Annotated in this window: 14 protein-coding genes; 4 read left to right on the top strand and 10 right to left on the bottom strand. The window is 61.0% G+C overall.

What is annotated here, in order from left to right:
- Positions 1–70: 70 nt before the first annotated feature.
- From urtD to MME58_RS22660, 10 genes are all read right to left on the bottom strand, one after another.
- Positions 71–931: an urea ABC transporter ATP-binding protein UrtD gene (urtD, locus tag MME58_RS22705; protein WP_054986611.1), complete on the bottom strand. Its 861-nt coding sequence runs from the start codon at positions 929–931 to the stop codon at positions 71–73.
- Positions 928–2007, bottom strand: a complete 1080-nt coding sequence (gene urtC / locus MME58_RS22700) for an urea ABC transporter permease subunit UrtC (protein WP_055004773.1) — start codon at positions 2005–2007, stop codon at positions 928–930. Before urtC ends, urtD begins: the two co-directional genes overlap by 4 nt.
- Positions 2007–3596 carry an urea ABC transporter permease subunit UrtB gene (gene urtB, locus MME58_RS22695; RefSeq protein WP_055004772.1) on the bottom strand — a complete coding sequence of 530 codons (1590 nt, stop codon included), beginning with the start codon at positions 3594–3596 and terminating at the stop codon, positions 2007–2009. Before urtB ends, urtC begins: the two co-directional genes overlap by 1 nt.
- Positions 3597–4077: 481 nt before the next feature.
- Positions 4078–5343, bottom strand: a complete 1266-nt coding sequence (gene urtA, locus MME58_RS22690; RefSeq protein ID WP_054986608.1) for an urea ABC transporter substrate-binding protein — start codon at positions 5341–5343, stop codon at positions 4078–4080.
- A 528-nt stretch (positions 5344–5871) separates the two neighbouring features.
- On the bottom strand, positions 5872–7245 hold the full coding sequence (locus MME58_RS22685; RefSeq protein ID WP_055004771.1) for a PepSY-associated TM helix domain-containing protein: 1374 nt from the start codon (positions 7243–7245) through the stop codon (positions 5872–5874).
- 83 nt (positions 7246–7328) lie between these two features.
- A complete protein-coding gene (locus tag MME58_RS22680; protein WP_371904921.1) occupies positions 7329–7703 on the bottom strand; it encodes a DUF2946 domain-containing protein in 375 nt (124 codons plus the stop codon).
- Between the two features lie 73 nt (positions 7704–7776).
- Positions 7777–8238: a copper chaperone PCu(A)C gene (locus MME58_RS22675; RefSeq protein ID WP_054986605.1), complete on the bottom strand. Its 462-nt coding sequence runs from the start codon at positions 8236–8238 to the stop codon at positions 7777–7779.
- Between the two features lie 105 nt (positions 8239–8343).
- On the bottom strand, positions 8344–9072 hold the full coding sequence (locus MME58_RS22670) for a cobalt-precorrin-6A reductase (protein WP_055004770.1): 729 nt from the start codon (positions 9070–9072) through the stop codon (positions 8344–8346).
- Positions 9069–10181 carry a cobalt-precorrin-5B (C(1))-methyltransferase gene (locus MME58_RS22665; protein WP_055004769.1) on the bottom strand — a complete coding sequence of 371 codons (1113 nt, stop codon included), beginning with the start codon at positions 10179–10181 and terminating at the stop codon, positions 9069–9071. The genes MME58_RS22670 and MME58_RS22665 overlap by 4 nt, the downstream gene beginning before the upstream one ends.
- Positions 10181–11383, bottom strand: a complete 1203-nt coding sequence (locus MME58_RS22660; protein ID WP_055004768.1) for a bifunctional cobalt-precorrin-7 (C(5))-methyltransferase/cobalt-precorrin-6B (C(15))-methyltransferase — start codon at positions 11381–11383, stop codon at positions 10181–10183. Before MME58_RS22660 ends, MME58_RS22665 begins: the two co-directional genes overlap by 1 nt.
- A gap of 126 nt (positions 11384–11509) precedes the next feature.
- Here MME58_RS22660 and cobG point away from each other — a divergent pair, with 126 nt between their 5' ends.
- Genes cobG through cobJ form a run of 4 tightly spaced genes read left to right on the top strand, consistent with a single transcriptional unit; the run spans position 11510 to position 15907 of the window.
- Entirely contained in the window at positions 11510–12850 is a 1341-nt protein-coding gene (gene cobG / locus MME58_RS22655) for a precorrin-3B synthase (protein ID WP_082427001.1), read from the top strand.
- Complete coding sequence (locus tag MME58_RS22650) at positions 12847–13473, top strand: precorrin-8X methylmutase (RefSeq protein ID WP_054986600.1); 627 nt, start codon at positions 12847–12849, stop codon at positions 13471–13473. Before cobG ends, MME58_RS22650 begins: the two co-directional genes overlap by 4 nt.
- On the top strand, positions 13473–14204 hold the full coding sequence (locus MME58_RS22645; RefSeq protein WP_054986651.1) for a precorrin-2 C(20)-methyltransferase: 732 nt from the start codon (positions 13473–13475) through the stop codon (positions 14202–14204). Before MME58_RS22650 ends, MME58_RS22645 begins: the two co-directional genes overlap by 1 nt.
- Positions 14204–15907, top strand: coding sequence for a precorrin-3B C(17)-methyltransferase (cobJ, locus tag MME58_RS22640; RefSeq protein ID WP_055004767.1), 1704 nt, complete (start codon positions 14204–14206; stop codon positions 15905–15907). The genes MME58_RS22645 and cobJ overlap by 1 nt, the downstream gene beginning before the upstream one ends.
- Positions 15908–16149 lie beyond the last annotated feature (242 nt).

The raw sequence follows: 16149 nt of genomic DNA, 5'->3' as shown, positions 1-16149 counted from the left end.
TTGAGCTTCAAGCCGCAAGCTTCAAGCTTCAAGAAAAAGCAGACGTTGTTCCAGCTTGCTACTGATCGCGCTAGCGCCCCAGATACACTTCGATGACGCGTTCGTCGGCCTGCACGTCGTTCAGCGAGCCTTCGGCCAATACGCTGCCCTGGTGCAGCACGGTGACGTGGTCGGCAATCGAACCGACGAAGCCCATGTCGTGCTCGACCACCATCAGCGAATGCTTGCCGGCCAGGCCTTTGAACAGCTCGGCGGTGAATTCGGTTTCGGCGTCGGTCATGCCCGCCACGGGTTCATCGAGCAGCAGTAATTGCGGGTCCTGAACCAGTAGCATGCCGATCTCCAGAAACTGCTTCTGGCCATGGGACAGCAAGCCCGCCGGGCGGTGCATCGAATGGGTCAGGCGGATCGTTTCCAGCACCTGATTGATGCTGTCCTGCTGTTCCCCGTTCAACCGTGCACGCAAGCTGGCCCATACCGATTTGTCGGTCTTCTGTGCCAGTTCAAGGTTTTCGAACACGCTCAAGGCCTCGAATACCGTCGGCTTCTGGAACTTGCGGCCTATACCGGCCTGGGCGATCTGCACTTCGCTCATCTGCGTCAGGTCCAGCGTTTCGCCGAACCAGGCCTTGCCGTGGCTGGGCCGGGTTTTGCCGGTGATGACATCCATCAGCGTGGTCTTGCCTGCGCCGTTGGGCCCGATAATGCAGCGCAGCTCACCCACGCCGATGTACAGATTCAGGTCGTTCAGTGCCTTGAAACCGTCGAAGCTGACGCTGATATCTTCCAGGGTGAGGATTGTGCCGTGACGGGTGTTAAGGCCCTTGCCAGCGCTTTTACCGAGCCCCACAGCGTCGCGGCTGGTGCCCGCATCGGAATTGGGTGCCAGAATCGGTTCAAGCATGAACGACGGGGTCGGGGTGGTTTTCATTGCTCGCTCCTTTTCTTCAGCAAGCCGATCACGCCCTTGGGCAGGTACAGCGTGACGATAATGAACAGCGCGCCGAGGAAGAACAGCCAATACTCCGGGAAAGCCACGGTGAACCAGCTCTTCATGCCGTTTACCAGGCCCGCGCCCAGCAACGGTCCGATCAACGTGCCACGGCCGCCCAAGGCTACCCACACAGCGGCTTCGATGGAGTTGGTCGGCGACATTTCGCTGGGGTTGATAATGCCGACCTGCGGCACATACAAGGCTCCAGCCAGGCCGCACAGCACGGCGCTCAGAACCCAGACGAACAGTTTGAAACCGCGTGGATCGTAACCGCAGAACATCAGGCGGTTTTCCGCGTCGCGCAGCGCTGTCAGCACCCGGCCAAACTTGCTCTGCGCCAGGCGCCAGCCGATATACAGACTGGCCACCAGCAATACGACCGTCGCCAGAAACAGCGCGGCTCTGGTCCCTTGTGCACTGATGCTGAAGCCCAGAATGCTGCGAAAGTTGGTGAATCCGTTATTGCCACCGAAGCCGGTCTCGTTGCGAAAGAACAGCAGCATGCCGGCAAAGGTCAGCGCCTGGGTCATGATTGAAAAGTACACACCCTTGATCCGCGAGCGGAAGGCGAAGAAGCCGAACACCAGCGCCAGCAGCCCGGGTGCCAATACCACCAGACACATTGCCCAGAGGAAGTTGTCGGTGCCTGCCCAGTACCACGGCAGCTCGGTCCACGACAGGAAGGTCATGAACGCAGGCAAACCCTCGCCTGCCGCCTGGCGCATCAGGTACATGCCCATGGCATAGCCACCCAGCGCGAAGAACAGGCCGTGGCCCAGCGACAATAGCCCGGCGTAGCCCCAGACCAGGTCCAGCGCCAGGGCAACAATGGTGTAGCAGAGGATCTTGCCCACCAGTGTCAGGGTGTAGGCCGATACTTGAAAGCTGTTGTCGGCAGGCAACAGCGACAGCAGCGGCAGTGCCAGCAGCACTGCCAAAATCAAAATGCCTGCGGTCAGCGTGCCTTTCGGGCCGGCTTTTTGCGCGGCAGTTACGATCAATGGCTGGCTCATCAGTCGATCACCCGTCCTTTCAATGCGAAGAGGCCTTGCGGACGTTTCTGGATAAACAGAATGATCAGCGCCAGAATCAGGATCTTGCCCAATACAGCGCCGATTTGCGGTTCGAGAATCTTGTTGGCAATACCCAGCCCGAAAGCCGCCATCACACTGCCTGCCAGTTGCCCGACACCACCGAGCACCACCACCAGGAACGAGTCGATGATGTAGCTTTGGCCAAGATCAGGGCCCACGTTGCCGATCTGGCTAAGGGCGACGCCTCCCAGCCCCGCGATACCTGAGCCCAGACCGAAGGCCATCATGTCGATGCGTCCGGTCGGCACGCCGCAGCAGGCTGCCATGTTGCGGTTCTGGGTCACCGCCCGTACGTTCAGGCCCAGTCGGGTTTTGTTCAGCAACAGCCAGGTCAACACCACCACGAACAGTGCAAAAGCAATGATCACGATGCGGTTGTAGGGCAGTACCAGGTTCGGCAACACCTGCAGGCCGCCAGACAGCCATTGCGGGTTGGCGACTTCGACGTTCTGCGCACCAAAGGCCAGACGCACCGCCTGAATCAGCATCAGGCTGATGCCCCAGGTAGCAAGCAGGGTTTCCAGTGGGCGGCCATACAAATGACGAATCACCGTGCGTTCCAGGGCCATGCCGATAGCCGCGGTGACGAAAAACGCCACCGGCAGCGCGATCAGCGGGTAGAACTCGATGGCACCTGGCGCGTAGCGCTGCAGCATCAATTGCACAACGTAGGTTGAATAGGCGCCCAGCATCAGCATCTCGCCATGGGCCATATTGATCACGCCGAGCAGACCGAAGGTGATCGCCAGGCCCAGCGCCGCCAGCAGCAGGATCGAGCCCAGTGACATGCCGCTGAACGCCTGGCCAAGGATTTCGCCGATCATCAGCTTGCGTTTGACCTGCGCCAGACTGGTTTCAGCGGCCACGCTTACCGACGCGTCGGTTTCAACGCCCGGTGTCAGCAATGATTCAAGGCGGGTACGCGCCAGCGGGTCGCCGGTTTCGCCCAGCAGTCGTACCGCGGCCAGACGCACCGTCGGGCTGGAATCGACCAGTTGCAGGTTGGCCAGCGCCAGGGTGAGTGCGCTTTTAACACTGGAGTCGGTTTCGCTGGCGACACGTTCGGTCAGCAGTTCCAGTTGTGCAGGGCGAGCGCTCTTTTGCAACTGCAGCGCGGCCGACATGCGCAGGCGCGTATCGGCTGCCAGCAACTGGTGGCTGGCCAACGCCGTTTCAACCAGGCCGCGCAGCCGGTTGTTCAAGCGCAATTTGCGTGGTTCGTCAGGTGTCGGTGCGTCGGCGGCAGCAGGGGCCTGTGCATCGACGGCCACGTATTGATCGTTGTTTTCGATCCAGGCGCGCTTGCTGCTGTCGGCGGCAACACGGCCATCGCGCAACGCTTCGAGCAGCTCGACGCGCTCCGGTGCGGGTTTGGCTGCCCAGGTCTCCAGTAGTTCTGCCTGTTGCGAAGAACTGGCTGCTACAAAATCACTGGCATCGCCGGCTTGAACGGTTAAGGGTAGCAGCAGGCTGATGGCGAAGGTCAAACGGTAAAAATAAGAAGGCATATCAATATGGCCTTGATTCAGTGTGGTGCCGCCTGCTCTCTAAATCGTTCTCACGCTCCACGCTCAGCGTGATACACACGCCCGGATGGGGCTGGAAAGCAAGGCCGGGTGGGAGCGGACAAGTCCGCTCCTGCAAAATCGTTCTCACGCTACGCTCAGCGTGATACACACGCCCGGATGGGGCTGGAAAGCAAGGTCGGATGGGAGCGGACAAGTCCGCTCGTGCAAAATCGTTATCACGCTCCACGCTCAGCGTGATACACACGCCCGGATGGGGCTGGAAAGCAAGGTCGGGTGGGAGCGGACTTGTCCGCGAAGGCGGTGTCATGAGCGCTAGATCCTCTGCGAATGTAATGCTCTCTTCGCGGACAAGTCCGCTCCTACAAAAAATGCGTTCCACCCTGAGGTCGAGCGAGCGTGTGCGTAACGACTAGCGCTGGAGCGTAGGGGCGAGAGTTAATGTGCTTTCAGCCCCGTCACATCAGTTGCTCTTCGCCGGTGAGTCCGGCTTCTTGTCGTTGCCAGGGATGTACGGGCTCCAAGGCTGCGCGCGGATCGGCTCTTTGGTCTGCCATACGACGTTGAACTGGCCGTTGTCCTCGACTTCGCCAATCATCACCGGCTTGTGCAAGTGGTGGTTGGTCTTGTCCATGGTCAGGGTAAAGCCTGACGGTGCGGCAAATGTTTGTCCGGCCATGGCTTCACGTACTTTGTCCACATCGGTGGATTTGGCCTTCTCGACTGCCTGAGCCCACATATGGATGCCGACGTAAGTGGCTTCCATAGGGTCGTTGGTTACGGCTTTGTCAGCGCCTGGCAGGTTTTTCTTTTTGGCGTAGGCAGTCCAGTCAGCGACGAACTTCTTGTTGACCGGATTTTCCACCGATTGAAAGTAGTTCCAGGCAGCCAGGTGGCCTACCAGTGGTTTGGTGTCGATGCCGCGCAGCTCTTCTTCGCCTACCGAGAAAGCGACAACCGGTACGTCAGTGGCTTTCAGGCCCTGGTTGGACAGTTCTTTATAGAACGGTACGTTGGAGTCGCCGTTGACAGTCGAAATAACGGCTGTCTTGCCACCTGCAGAGAACTTCTTGATGTTGGCCACGATGGTTTGATAGTCAGAGTGACCGAACGGGGTGTAAACCTCTTCGATATCGGTATCTTTCACGCCTTTGGAATGCAGGAACGCGCGCAGAATCTTGTTGGTGGTGCGTGGGTAGACGTAGTCGGTACCCAGCAGGAAGAAGCGCTTGGCCGAACCGCCATCTTCACTCATCACGTATTCGACGGCAGGAATGGCCTGCTGGTTAGGCGCAGCACCGGTATAGAAAACATTGGGCGACATCTCTTCGCCTTCGTACTGCACCGGGTAGAACAGCAGGCCATTGAGTTCTTCAAACACCGGTAATACGGATTTGCGCGACACCGATGTCCAGCAGCCGAACACCACGGCAACCTTGTCCTGAGTCAGCAACTGACGGCCTTTTTCTGCGAACAAAGGCCAGTTGGACGCCGGGTCCACAACCACTGGCTCCAGCATCTTGCCATTGACGCCGCCTTTGGCGTTGATTTCATCAATGGTCATCAGCGCCATGTCTTTGAGCGAAGTCTCGGAGATGGCCATGGTGCCAGACAACGAATGCAGGATGCCGACCTTGATGGTCTCGGCAGCCTGAACGGTCCAGGTCAGCCCCATGGCTGCGATCGATGCGGACAAGGTGAAGGCTTTGATTAGGCTGCGACGCTTCATTGACTGGCTCCCTTAGTACATTTTTTTGATGGTTCTGCGGTGGTGCGTACGTTGCTCTATTCAAGCGTAAGCAAGGTCGGGCCAATGCACGGACGTCGCAAAATGGAACGAATGTGTCGCGCAGCAGAGAGGCTGCGCACCACGCTGGATCGGCATGAGGCGAGGGGTGCATCGGATGCGCTGCAATGGTGCGTAGGGTGAAAGTCTAGCGTTGCCTGTGCGGGCTTTGATCGGGTGGTCAGCTGTCCCATGCCTGACGCTCCTGCGTTTTCGAGCGCGCGACGCTGATTCGTGCGCCGGATAAACGATCCGCTGAAGGCGTAGGCCAAGTGTTTGATTTGATGGCGTCAGGGGTGACGAAGCAGCGCTATCCAGGCCAAAGCCGGTCGATGAATGCAGCAAGGCGATCCGGAACGGAGGAGGTATCGATTACACGAGCGATATAAGGCAGGACGGGGCCTGAAACCGGGTATGAGGAGGAATTCATCACAACGCCACTCAGTGGTCTCAGGCCCCGCAGGAAGCAATCTAAGCTGTTGCCGCTGTTTTGGCAAAGCGTGAGAGCACTATTCGATCAAGCACCCAGACAATCAGCATCGAAATACCTACCAGAGGGAATATCACGCCCAGGGCAATCATCACCACGGTCGCCATTTTCCAGCGGGGCAGGTCGTGACGCAATGGCGGTACGCCCAGCCCGCGTTGAGGCCGACGCTTCCACCAGATCACCAGACCGCTGACCGAACTGAGCAGTACCATCAGGCAGACCAGCAGAATCAACAACTGGTTGACCCAGCCGAAAAACTTGCCTTCATGCAGCATCACGCCCAGCTCGGTGGCCTTGGATACCGCGCTGTAATCGACGTAGCGTACATCGGCCAGCACTTTGCCGGTGTACTGGTCGATGTGCAGCGTCGCGTCATCGCGCGGATCGTCAGCGAACACCGACACCGTGAACACGCCATCAGCGGTCTTGGGCTGGGTGATGCTATAGCCCGGGACGATCTCTCTGGCGCGAGCAATGTCGACGATGCGCTGTAATGACACTGTCGGCGCTGCCGGTGCGCTGGACATATGCATGTGGTCCATGTGCTCGGCATGTTCCCCGGTTGAAACCGGCATCGGCGTGTTTTCCATGGCCCACGGTACCGTCTGCACGCTGGCATTGTTCAGCTCACCAGCCTGCTTGTCGGACGTGGGTACGTCGGTCCACATGGCTGCCGGGAAGGTATTCCATACCGCTGCATATTGCTTGCCCCACAGTCCGGTCCAGGTCATGCCACTCAACAGCATGAACAGCAGCAGCAACGCGCCCCAGAAGCCGGTAACCGCGTGCAGATCACGCCATAGCACGCGTCCCTTGGCGGTCAGGCGCGGCCAGAATACGCCCGCAGCCGAACGGCCTCGGGGCCACCATAGATACAGTCCGGAGACCACCAGCACGATGCCCCAGCCTGCCGCCAGCTCGACAAGCCGGTCACCCAGCGTGCCGATCATCAGTTCGCCATGCAGGGCGCGGGCAATTGCCTGGAGGTTCTTTTTGGCGTCCTGAGTGCCAAGAATCTCGCCGCGATAGGGATCAACAAAAATATTCATCTCCCGGCCCTGCTCGCTGACCACAAACTGCGCGCTGCCCTCGGCGCTCAACGGCGGGAAATACTTGCCGATGCTGGCTTGCGGGTAAGCAGTCAGCACCCGCTGTTGCAGCTCGTCGGCAGTGAGGCGGTGCTCGGCCGGTGCCACGCTCAGCAGATCGCGGTACATCAGGTTGTCCAGTTGCGGTTTGAACAGGTAGACGATGCCGGTCAGCGATAACAGGATCATGAACGGTGCTACGAACAGGCCTGCGTAGAAATGCCATCGCCACGCAAGGTTGTAAAAAGAGACATAGGATTTGGACACGATAAACGCTCCCCAGTCAGGGATAACACAGCACGAATGGCGCGCAGCCTTGAGCTGCGCGCTGTCGTGGAATCTTTTTCGGGTTATGCCGTGGTGAGCGCTGGCGGTGCCCGGCTTCGGGCATTGGGGAAGATGGCCTTGTGTGCATGCCCTTGCAGGGGCTGCAGGGCGAAGAAGTCACCGGGACGTGGGGGCGGGGCGGCGATCAGCTCCAGTACGTGGGGCAGCGCCGGGCAACTGAACAGCAGTGTGCAATAACCGCATTTCGCCCACAGCGCGTGATCGCTCATGCCTGCGTCGGCGGGCATGGCGTGCTCGCCGCCGTGATGGGCATGGCTGTCGGCCGACATGTCCATGCTGGCCGGCATGGACATCGACATGCCGGCGTGCTGATCCATCGGCATCGACTGGGAAACCAGTGGGCCGATAAAGATCATCAACATGGCGAACAGACTCAGCCATGCACCCTTTCTGTTGCAGGGGGCTGGTCTGTGGCGAACGTGGCGCAGGGTGCTCACTCTGTAAAACTACTCAGTGCTGGTGCTCCGGAGCCTGCTTTTGTACCACGACCTGCACCTCTACATCTCCCGCCTTTTCAAAATGCAGGGTCATCGGGAAGCGCTGCCCGACGACCAGCTTCGAGCGGTCTTTCAGGTTCAGCAGCATCACGTGCCAGGCCATCGGCGCAAAACTCACCTTCGCACCGGCCGGGATGTCCACCGCCTGAACGTGCTGCATCTTCATCAGCCCGTCGGCGTGCACATGCTCATGCAACTGCGCTTGTCCGGCGATGGGTGTTTCGACGCTGATCAGACGGTCGGCGCTGTCACCCTTGTTCTCGATAGTGAAATACGCCGCCACCGTCGGTGCGTTGGGCGGTAGTTCCATTGACCAGGGGTGGCCAATCAGCAATGGCCCTGCCTTGTACTCATGGGCCTGGACAAAGCTGGCTGAGACCATTAATGCGGCCAGCAGGAGTGCTTTTTTGAGCATCGAGGGGGATTCTCCGAAGGATTCTAAAAAGGAGTGACAAGTAGCTCGCCTGGACATCCGCAATACGCAGGCAAACCTTCAAGCACTACTGAGTGGGCCGGTTTTTTAGCGCCGTTCTTCCAGCCCCAGCGCCTCAAGTACCTCACCCACCGTCCAGAATACCCGGTCCACATCAGCCAGCAGCGGGCGTTTCAGGATCAGGACGGGCAGGCCCAGGTCGCGGGCGACTTCAAGTTTGGGTTCGGTGGAGTGGCCGCCACTGTTTTTGCTGATCAGTACATCGATCCGGCGTTGTTCGAACAAATGGCGTTCGTCTTCGAATACGAACGGGCCGCGTGCGCCAATGACCGCGCAGCGGTCGTTGCCGGGGTAGCTGTCCAGGGCTCTGAGTGTCCAGAACTGGTGTGCCGGAATTTCACTCAGGTGCTGCAAGGGCTCACGACCCAACGTGAACAGCGGACGCTTGAACGGGGCCAGTGCAGTGGTCAGTTCTGCCCAGTCGGCCACTTCGCGCCAGTCATCACCCGCACCGGCCTGCCAGGCACTGCGGCGCAAGGCCCAGCAGGGAATGCCAGCCAGCCTGGCCGCACGCGCCGCGTTGTGGCTGATCTGCGCGGCATAGGGATGGGTCGAGTCCAGCAGTAAGTCTACGCCCTGTTCGCCAATGTACTGCGCCATGCCCTCGGCACCGCCATAACCGCCGACCTTCAACTGACAGGTCAGATCCGACGGCACCCGTCCCACGCCCGCCAGGCTGTAGATATGCTCAGGCCCGAGCGTTCTGGCAATCGCCAGGGCCTCGGTAATGCCGCCCAGCAGCAGAATTCGTTTCATGCGTGTTTCCCCTCTTGCAAGACGCCCGCCTGACCGACGATTCCACCCTGGCGGTCGATGGCAAAGACCTCGACCCGGACCTGCGCAGGCACCACGCTGCGGGCAAACGCCAGCGCATGACGACACACTTCATCACCCAGCGGCACACCCGCCGCAGCGCTCATCGCCAGCGCCTGCTGACTGGTATTGGCATCGCGAATCTGCAGTTGCAGGCCTGCGTCCGCGCCGATATCCGCTGCCCACCGGGCCAGTTGCGGCAAATCGATGCTCGAGTGGCGGCTGTGCAGGTCCATGTGGCCGGCTGCCAGCTTGCTGATCTTGCCGAAGCCGCCACACAGGCTCAACTTATCCACAGGCACCTTGCGCAGGTGCTTGAGCACTGCGCCGACAAAATCGCCCATCTCGATCAGGGCGATATCGGGAATGTTGTACACGCGGCGCATGGTGTCTTCGCTGGCGTTGCCGGTGCAGGCGGCAATATGCCGGTAGCCGTTGGTGGTGGCGACGTCGATACCCTGGTGGATTGACGCGATGTAGGCCGCGCAGGAGAAGGGGCGAACAATTCCGCTGGTGCCGAGAATCGAAAGCCCTCCGAGAATGCCGAGGCGCGGGTTCATGGTCTTGAGCGCCAGTGCTTCACCACCCTCGACACCGATCGTGACCTCGAAACCGCCGCTGTAGCCTTGTTCTTCAGCCAGCCGCAGCAGGTGCTCGGTCATCATGCGCCGGGGCACCGGGTTAATGGCCGGCTCACCCACCGCCAGCACCAGGCCAGGGCGGGTCACGGTGCCGACGCCGGTGCCTGCGATGAAGTGCACACCAGGTGCGTCTTTCAGCCTGACGCGCGCAAATACCAGCGCGCCGTGGGTCACGTCAGGATCATCGCCGGCGTCCTTGAGCGTTCCGGCTTCGGCAACGTTATCCACGACCCGGCAGAACTCCAGACGCATCTGCACCTGTTTGCCCTTGGGCAACACGATCTCCACCGCATCGCTGACCTGCCCACTGAGCAACAGTCGCGCCGCCGCGAGGCTGGTTGCGGTGGCGCAACTGCCAGTGGTCAGGCCACTGCGCAATGGCGCAGGCTGTTCGGCGGTTTCTTCGCGCATCAGGGTTTGACTACGTCCAGCAGAGTGATCGGCAAGGCCTGGCGCCACGTGTCGAACTCGCCAAGGGGTTGCGCGTGGGCGACGTGAATACGCGTCAGTTCGCCGCCATGCCGCTCGCGCCAGGCCATGAGTGCAGCTTCGCTTTGCAGGGTGACGGCATTGGCGACCAGCCTCCCGCCGGAGCGCAACTGCTCCCAGCAGGTTTCCAGTACGCCGATACGGGTCACGCCGCCGCCGATGAAAATCGCATCCGGTCTTTCCAGACCGTTCAGCGCCTGTGGCGCGCTGCCACGTACCAGTTGCAGGCCGGGCACGCCCAATGCGTCGCGATTGAATTCGATCAGTTGCTGACGGCCCTCGTCCGCTTCGATGGCCATGGCCCGGCAGGTCGGGTGCGCACGCATCCATTCGATGCCGATAGAACCGCAGCCCGCGCCGACATCCCACAGCAGCTCGCCCGGTACTGGCGCGAGGCGGGCCAGGGTGATAGCCCGCACGTCGCGTTTGGTGAGCTGACCGTCATGCTCGAACGCACTGTCCGGCAGGCCCGCCAACGTGCTCAGGCGCAGTGCGCTGGCGTCGGCGCGGCAATCAATGGCAACCAGGTTCAGCGCAGCAATATCGGGATTACCCCATTCACTGGCCAGCCCTTCGACGCGCCGCTCGGCTTCGCCACCCAGATGCTCGAGGACGCTCATGCAGCTCGGGCCAAAGCCTCGCTCGCGCAACAAACCGGCGATCATTGCGGGGCTGCTGCCATCATTGCTCAGCACCAACAGACGCACGCCATGATGGAAGTGCGCGTTCAGCGCGGCCACCGGTCTGGCAACCACCGACAGGGTGACAACGTCCTGCAGCGGCCAGCCCAGACGGGCGGCAGCCAGTGAAAAGGAGGAGGGCGCAGGCAGAATGCGCATTTCATCAATGGCGACCACGCGTGCAAGGCTGGCTCCGACGCCGAACAGCATGGGATCGCCACTGGCCAGCACGCAGATTTCGGCACCGCGTTGCTCCAGCACCGGGTTCAGCGAGAACGGACTGGGCCACGCACGCCGTTCTGCACGGATGCACGGCGGCAGCAACGCCAGCTGGCGCGGACCGCCGAACACCTGATCGGCGTGCAGCAGGGCGTGTCGGGCGTTCTTGCCCAGGCCCTTGTAACCGTCTTCTCCGATTCCCACGACTGTCAGCCACGGTGACATGTAACTACCTCAATCCGAACTTCCGACAGAGCGCCTTTTCATGCCTGCGGACAAAGCAGGCATAATACCGCGCCCGACGGGGTACAAGTGCTCTAATCCACGTCCAGTTCATACCGGGTGATCCATTTGAACGAGCCGCAGTCCGCTCGCACATCCTCTGCAACGCTACGCCCCTCGGCCTGTCCGGGGTTGCTGCGTATCGTCCCGGCACTGGACGGCGGGATCTGCCGGATCAAGCTGGCGGGCGGAGTTATCACCAGCGCTCAGGCCACGGCGGTCGCCGAATCTGCGCAGACTTATGCGCAGGGTATTATCGAAGCCACCAACCGCGCCAATCTGCAGATTCGCGGCATCGGTGCCGATCACGACGGGCTGATAACATCGCTGATGGCGGCCGGGCTTGGCCCGGCCAACCCTGCCAGCGACGATGTGCGCAACCTGATGCTCAGCCCGACCGCCGGACTGGACCCGCAGATGCTGTTCGATGCCCGGCCGCTGGCGGCGCAGATTCTCGATGTGCTGGAAAGTCACCCGCGTTTTCATGAGCTGTCACCCAAATTCGCGTTGTCGCTGGATGCAGGTGAAGCACTGATAATGCTGGAACACCCACATGATGTATGGCTGTCGGCGTTGAAACTCGATGACGAGGTGCTGCTGGCGTTCGGCCTGGCCGGTTGCCCGGCCCATGATCAGCCAGTTGCCGCTGTGCCTCTGGCTCACGGAAAGAAGCTGGTGATCGCGCTGCTGGAGCTGTTTCTCGATCTGGCCCGTCCACAACACACGCGTATGCGCCATCTGCTGGCCGAGGTAGCGATCGACGATGTGTTGCGCCGGCTTTCGACCCGACTCGACTGTACGTTGCGGGTTGATCACGCGATCACCCGGTGGCGGCGTCCGGCAACTCAGGGCAATCGCCATATCGGCGTTTATCCACAGGCACAGCCGGATCAAGTGGCAGTGGGCGCTGTTGTACCGTTAGGGCGCCTTGATGCGTCGACGCTTTCCAGTGTCGCGCAACTGGCTGCCGATCAGGGCGACGGCACCTTGCGCCTGACGCCCTGGCAGAGCGTGTTGTTGCCCAATGTGCCGGTCGAGCGAGCGGCTGTGGTGATGGATGCGTTGCAGGCTGCGGGTCTCCTGTGTTCGGCCCGGCAACCGCTGGCGCAGATGCTCGCGTGCACCGGCTCTGCCGGTTGCGCAAAAGGACTGGCCGATACCAAGGCTGACGCACTGCAACTGGCTGCCGGTCTGACGGCCAGCCAGGCCGTCCATCTGAGTGGCTGCACGCGCTCCTGTGCCGCGGCCCACGTCGCGCCAGTCACCCTGCTGGCCGTCTCGCCCGGCCGTTACGATCTTTATTTTCGCGACGTAGCGCATTCCGGTTTCGGTGTGCTGCGCGCGCGTGACCTTACTATTGAAGCAGTCGGTGCGCAGTTGAACGCCGACTCACGGAGCAGCATTGCATGATTGATTACATCCGCGATGGTCAGGAGATATATCGCAACTCCTTCTCGATCATTCGCGCCGAAGCGCGCCTGGACACGATCCCCGCCGACCTGGAAAAACTCGCCGTGCGCGTGATCCATGCCTGCGGGATGGTCGAAGTCATCGAAGACCTGCGCTTCTCGCCAGGTGCCGGTACGGCCGGGCGCAATGCCCTGGCGGCGGGTGCGCCGATCCTGTGCGATGCGCGCATGGTCTCCGAAGGCATCACCCGTACCCGGCTGCCCGCTAACAACCCGATCATCTGCACATTGCATGACGACGGTGTACGCGAAATGGCCCTTGAACTGGGCAACACGCGCTCCGCCGTGGCGCTTGAACGGTGGCGTCCGCACCTGGAAGGCAGCGTGGTAGTGATCGGCAACGCACCCACCGCGTTGTTCTACCTGCTGGAAATGCTTGATGCCGGAGCGCCGAAACCTGCCTTGATTCTTGGCTTTCCGGTCGGCTTTGTCGGTGCTGCCGAGTCCAAGGCCATGCTTGCCGCAGACAGCCGGGGTGTACCGTTCGTGATCATGCAGGGCCGTCGTGGCGGCAGCGCTATGGCTGTGGCCGCTGTCAACGCATTGGCCACGGAGATCGAATGATGCAGGCTCGCGGTCGATTGATTGGCCTGGGCGTCGGTCCCGGCGACCCGGAACTGATCACCGTCAAAGCTCTGCGTCTGCTGCGTGAGTCGCCCGTGGTGGCGTACTTCGTGGCCAAGGGTAAAAAGGGCAATGCATTCGGCATTATCGAAGCGCACCTGCAGGACGTTCAGACCCTGATGCCGCTGGTCTACCCGGTTACCACCGAAGCATTGCCTGCACCGTTGTCCTACGAAAAAGTCATCAGCGACTTCTACGACGAGTCCAGCCTGCACATTGCAGCACACCTGGACGCCGGACGTGATGTGGCGGTGATCTGCGAAGGCGATCCGTTTTTCTACGGTTCTTACATGTACCTGCACGATCGTCTCGCCGAGCGCTACGAGGCGGAAGTGATCCCGGGCGTGTGTTCGATGCTGGGGGGCGCTTCGGTGCTGGGTGCGCCACTGGTGTATCGCAACCAGAGCCTGTCGGTGCTGTCCGGCGTGCTGTCCCATGACGACCTGAAACGCAAGCTGGCCGACGCCGATGCGGCGGTCATCATGAAACTGGGACGCAACTTCCACAAGGTACGCGAGGTTCTGACCGAACTGGGCATGGCCGGGCGTGCGCTGTATGTCGAGCGCGCCACGATGGCCAATCAGAAAATCGTGCCACTGGATCAGGTAGACCCGATGTCTTCGCCGTATTTTTCGCTGATTATCGTCCCTGGCGACAGGTGGCAAGGCTGATGACTCTCAATACTCCGGCCATCGTCATCCTCGGCAATGGCAGCCTTGCTACTGCGCGGCGCATTCAGCAGATGTTTCCCGATGCGCTGATTCATGGCCTGGCCGAGCGCGTGCAGGGTGCCGACAGCACTTACAGCGAGTTTGGCGCGCTGCTGCGTCAGTTGTACCAACACAACACTCCCATCATTGCCCTGTGCGCTGCGGGCATCGTGATCCGCACGCTGGCCCCGTTGCTGCTGGAGAAAGGTGCCGAACCGCCGGTCCTCGCCGTCGCCGAAGACGGCAGCGCCGTGGTGCCCTTGCTGGGCGGCCTTGGCGGGGTGAATGTCCTGGCGCGCAGTATCGCGAGCGGGCTGGGTGTTTCGCCCGCAATCACTACCAGCGGCGAGTTGCGTTTCGGCACCTGCCTGCTCAACCCGCCGAGCGGCTATGCACTGGGCGATCTGGAGCTGGGCAAACGTTTTGTTTCCGACCTGTTGTCCGGCGAGCCCGTGCGCATCGAAGGCGAGGCTCCGTGGCTGGCCCAGGCGCAATTGCCCGAGGATCCACACGCCGCGCTGGCGATCCATGTTGGCAGTATGGTGCGCGAGCCTTCGGCCAATGAATTGCTGATCTACCCGCGAAATGTACTCGTTGCAGTGACTGACATTACCGATGAACTGGCTGACAGCGTACGCTCGGCCCTGCGCGACGCACGTATTGCGCCTCAGTCCCTGGCCTGCCTGCTGGCCGCAGAGGAGCAGATGGCCAATGGGCATTTGCATCTGGCCGCTGCCGAGTTGAATGTGCCTGTGCGGTTTGCCACTGCCGGCTCGGCCCGCGAGATGGCGATGAACGCTGTACCGCAACTGCTGCCACCGGTCTGCGTCAACGACAGCCTGTCGATTGCCGTGGCCACTCAACCGCTGGACGTGCAGAGCATCGGACGCAAGCGCGGCCGGCTTGCCGTCATTGGTCTGGGCCCCGGTGCGGCAGACCTTATGGTGCCTGCGGTCAAGACTGAGCTGGCCGGTGCCAATGATGTGCTGGGGTATGAAACCTACGTTCGCATGGCGGGGCCGTTTCGTGCCGATCAGGTGCTGCACTGCACCGATAATCGTGAGGAAATGATGCGTGCCCGGCATGCCTTTGAACTCGCCGCGCAGGGCCGCTCGGTGGTCGTGGTGTCGTCCGGTGATCCGGGCGTCTTCGCCATGGCTTCGGCGGTACTTGAAGCGCTGCATGAGTCAGACAACGAGCACTGGCATGCCGTCGAGCTGGAAATTCTGCCGGGTGTCTCGGCTTCTCTGGCAACGGCAGCCCAGGCGGGCGCTCCGTTGGGGCATGATTTCTGCGTGCTGTCGCTCTCCGACAACCTCAAGCCCTGGGAAATCATCGAAAAGCGTCTGGACCTCGCCTGTCAGGCAGATCTTGCGCTGGCCTTCTACAACCCGATTTCCCGCTCCCGACCCTGGCAACTGGGGCGGGCGCTGGAGATTGTCCGCCAACATCGTACTCCTGAAACACCCGTTACGCTGGGGCGCGACATCGGCCGACCTGGCCAGACACTGCGCGTCATTACGCTGGGTGAACTGACACCGGAACAGGTGGACATGCGAACCATGGTGTTGATCGGCTCTTCTCTGACGTGCACGTTTCCTCGCAGTGAAGGTGGCAAGTGGGTCTACACGCCGCGTTGGTATGGCGAAAAACCTACAGCATGAGCCCGGTGGGCTGTCATGCATGCGTTGGATTTGTTGTGAGAAAGTTCTGAAACCCCTAAGCGGTACAGGCATTCAGGCCGTACATTTTGGCTTGGGTGCCTGAGTGAATTGGCGCTGTTCAAACTGCCAGGCTTGTGGCCAATTTCCCTGTCCTGCCATCGAATTTTCTCTCCTCCGCGATTTACCGGGCGCGGCACGCTGGTTGAATTTTGAGCACGTTATCGGATGAAGCCCGACCCGTC

This window comes from Pseudomonas syringae pv. tagetis, assembly GCF_022557255.1.
Classification (GTDB): Bacteria; Pseudomonadota; Gammaproteobacteria; order Pseudomonadales; family Pseudomonadaceae; genus Aquipseudomonas; species Aquipseudomonas caricapapayae.
The sequence above is the reverse complement of the archived record's forward strand: the minus strand, read 5'-3'. Positions and strand labels throughout refer to the sequence as shown.

What these genes read in the sequence shown, in the direction of transcription:
- urtC (WP_055004773.1), bottom strand. Translation starts at nt 2,007, where the DNA reads ATGAGCCAGCCATTGATCGTAACTGCCGCGCAAAAAGCCGGCCCGAAA.
- urtB (WP_055004772.1), bottom strand. Translation starts at nt 3,596, where the DNA reads ATGCCTTCTTATTTTTACCGTTTGACCTTCGCCATCAGCCTGCTGCTA.
- MME58_RS22650 (WP_054986600.1), top strand. Translation starts at nt 12,847, where the DNA reads ATGATTGATTACATCCGCGATGGTCAGGAGATATATCGCAACTCCTTC.
- MME58_RS22675 (WP_054986605.1), bottom strand. Translation starts at nt 8,238, where the DNA reads ATGCTCAAAAAAGCACTCCTGCTGGCCGCATTAATGGTCTCAGCCAGC.
- MME58_RS22670 (WP_055004770.1), bottom strand. Translation starts at nt 9,072, where the DNA reads ATGAAACGAATTCTGCTGCTGGGCGGCATTACCGAGGCCCTGGCGATT.
- urtD (WP_054986611.1), bottom strand. Translation starts at nt 931, where the DNA reads ATGAAAACCACCCCGACCCCGTCGTTCATGCTTGAACCGATTCTGGCA.
- MME58_RS22665 (WP_055004769.1), bottom strand. Translation starts at nt 10,181, where the DNA reads ATGCGCGAAGAAACCGCCGAACAGCCTGCGCCATTGCGCAGTGGCCTG.
- cobJ (WP_055004767.1), top strand. Translation starts at nt 14,204, where the DNA reads ATGACTCTCAATACTCCGGCCATCGTCATCCTCGGCAATGGCAGCCTT.
- urtA (WP_054986608.1), bottom strand. Translation starts at nt 5,343, where the DNA reads ATGAAGCGTCGCAGCCTAATCAAAGCCTTCACCTTGTCCGCATCGATC.
- MME58_RS22660 (WP_055004768.1), bottom strand. Translation starts at nt 11,383, where the DNA reads ATGTCACCGTGGCTGACAGTCGTGGGAATCGGAGAAGACGGTTACAAG.
- MME58_RS22645 (WP_054986651.1), top strand. Translation starts at nt 13,473, where the DNA reads ATGCAGGCTCGCGGTCGATTGATTGGCCTGGGCGTCGGTCCCGGCGAC.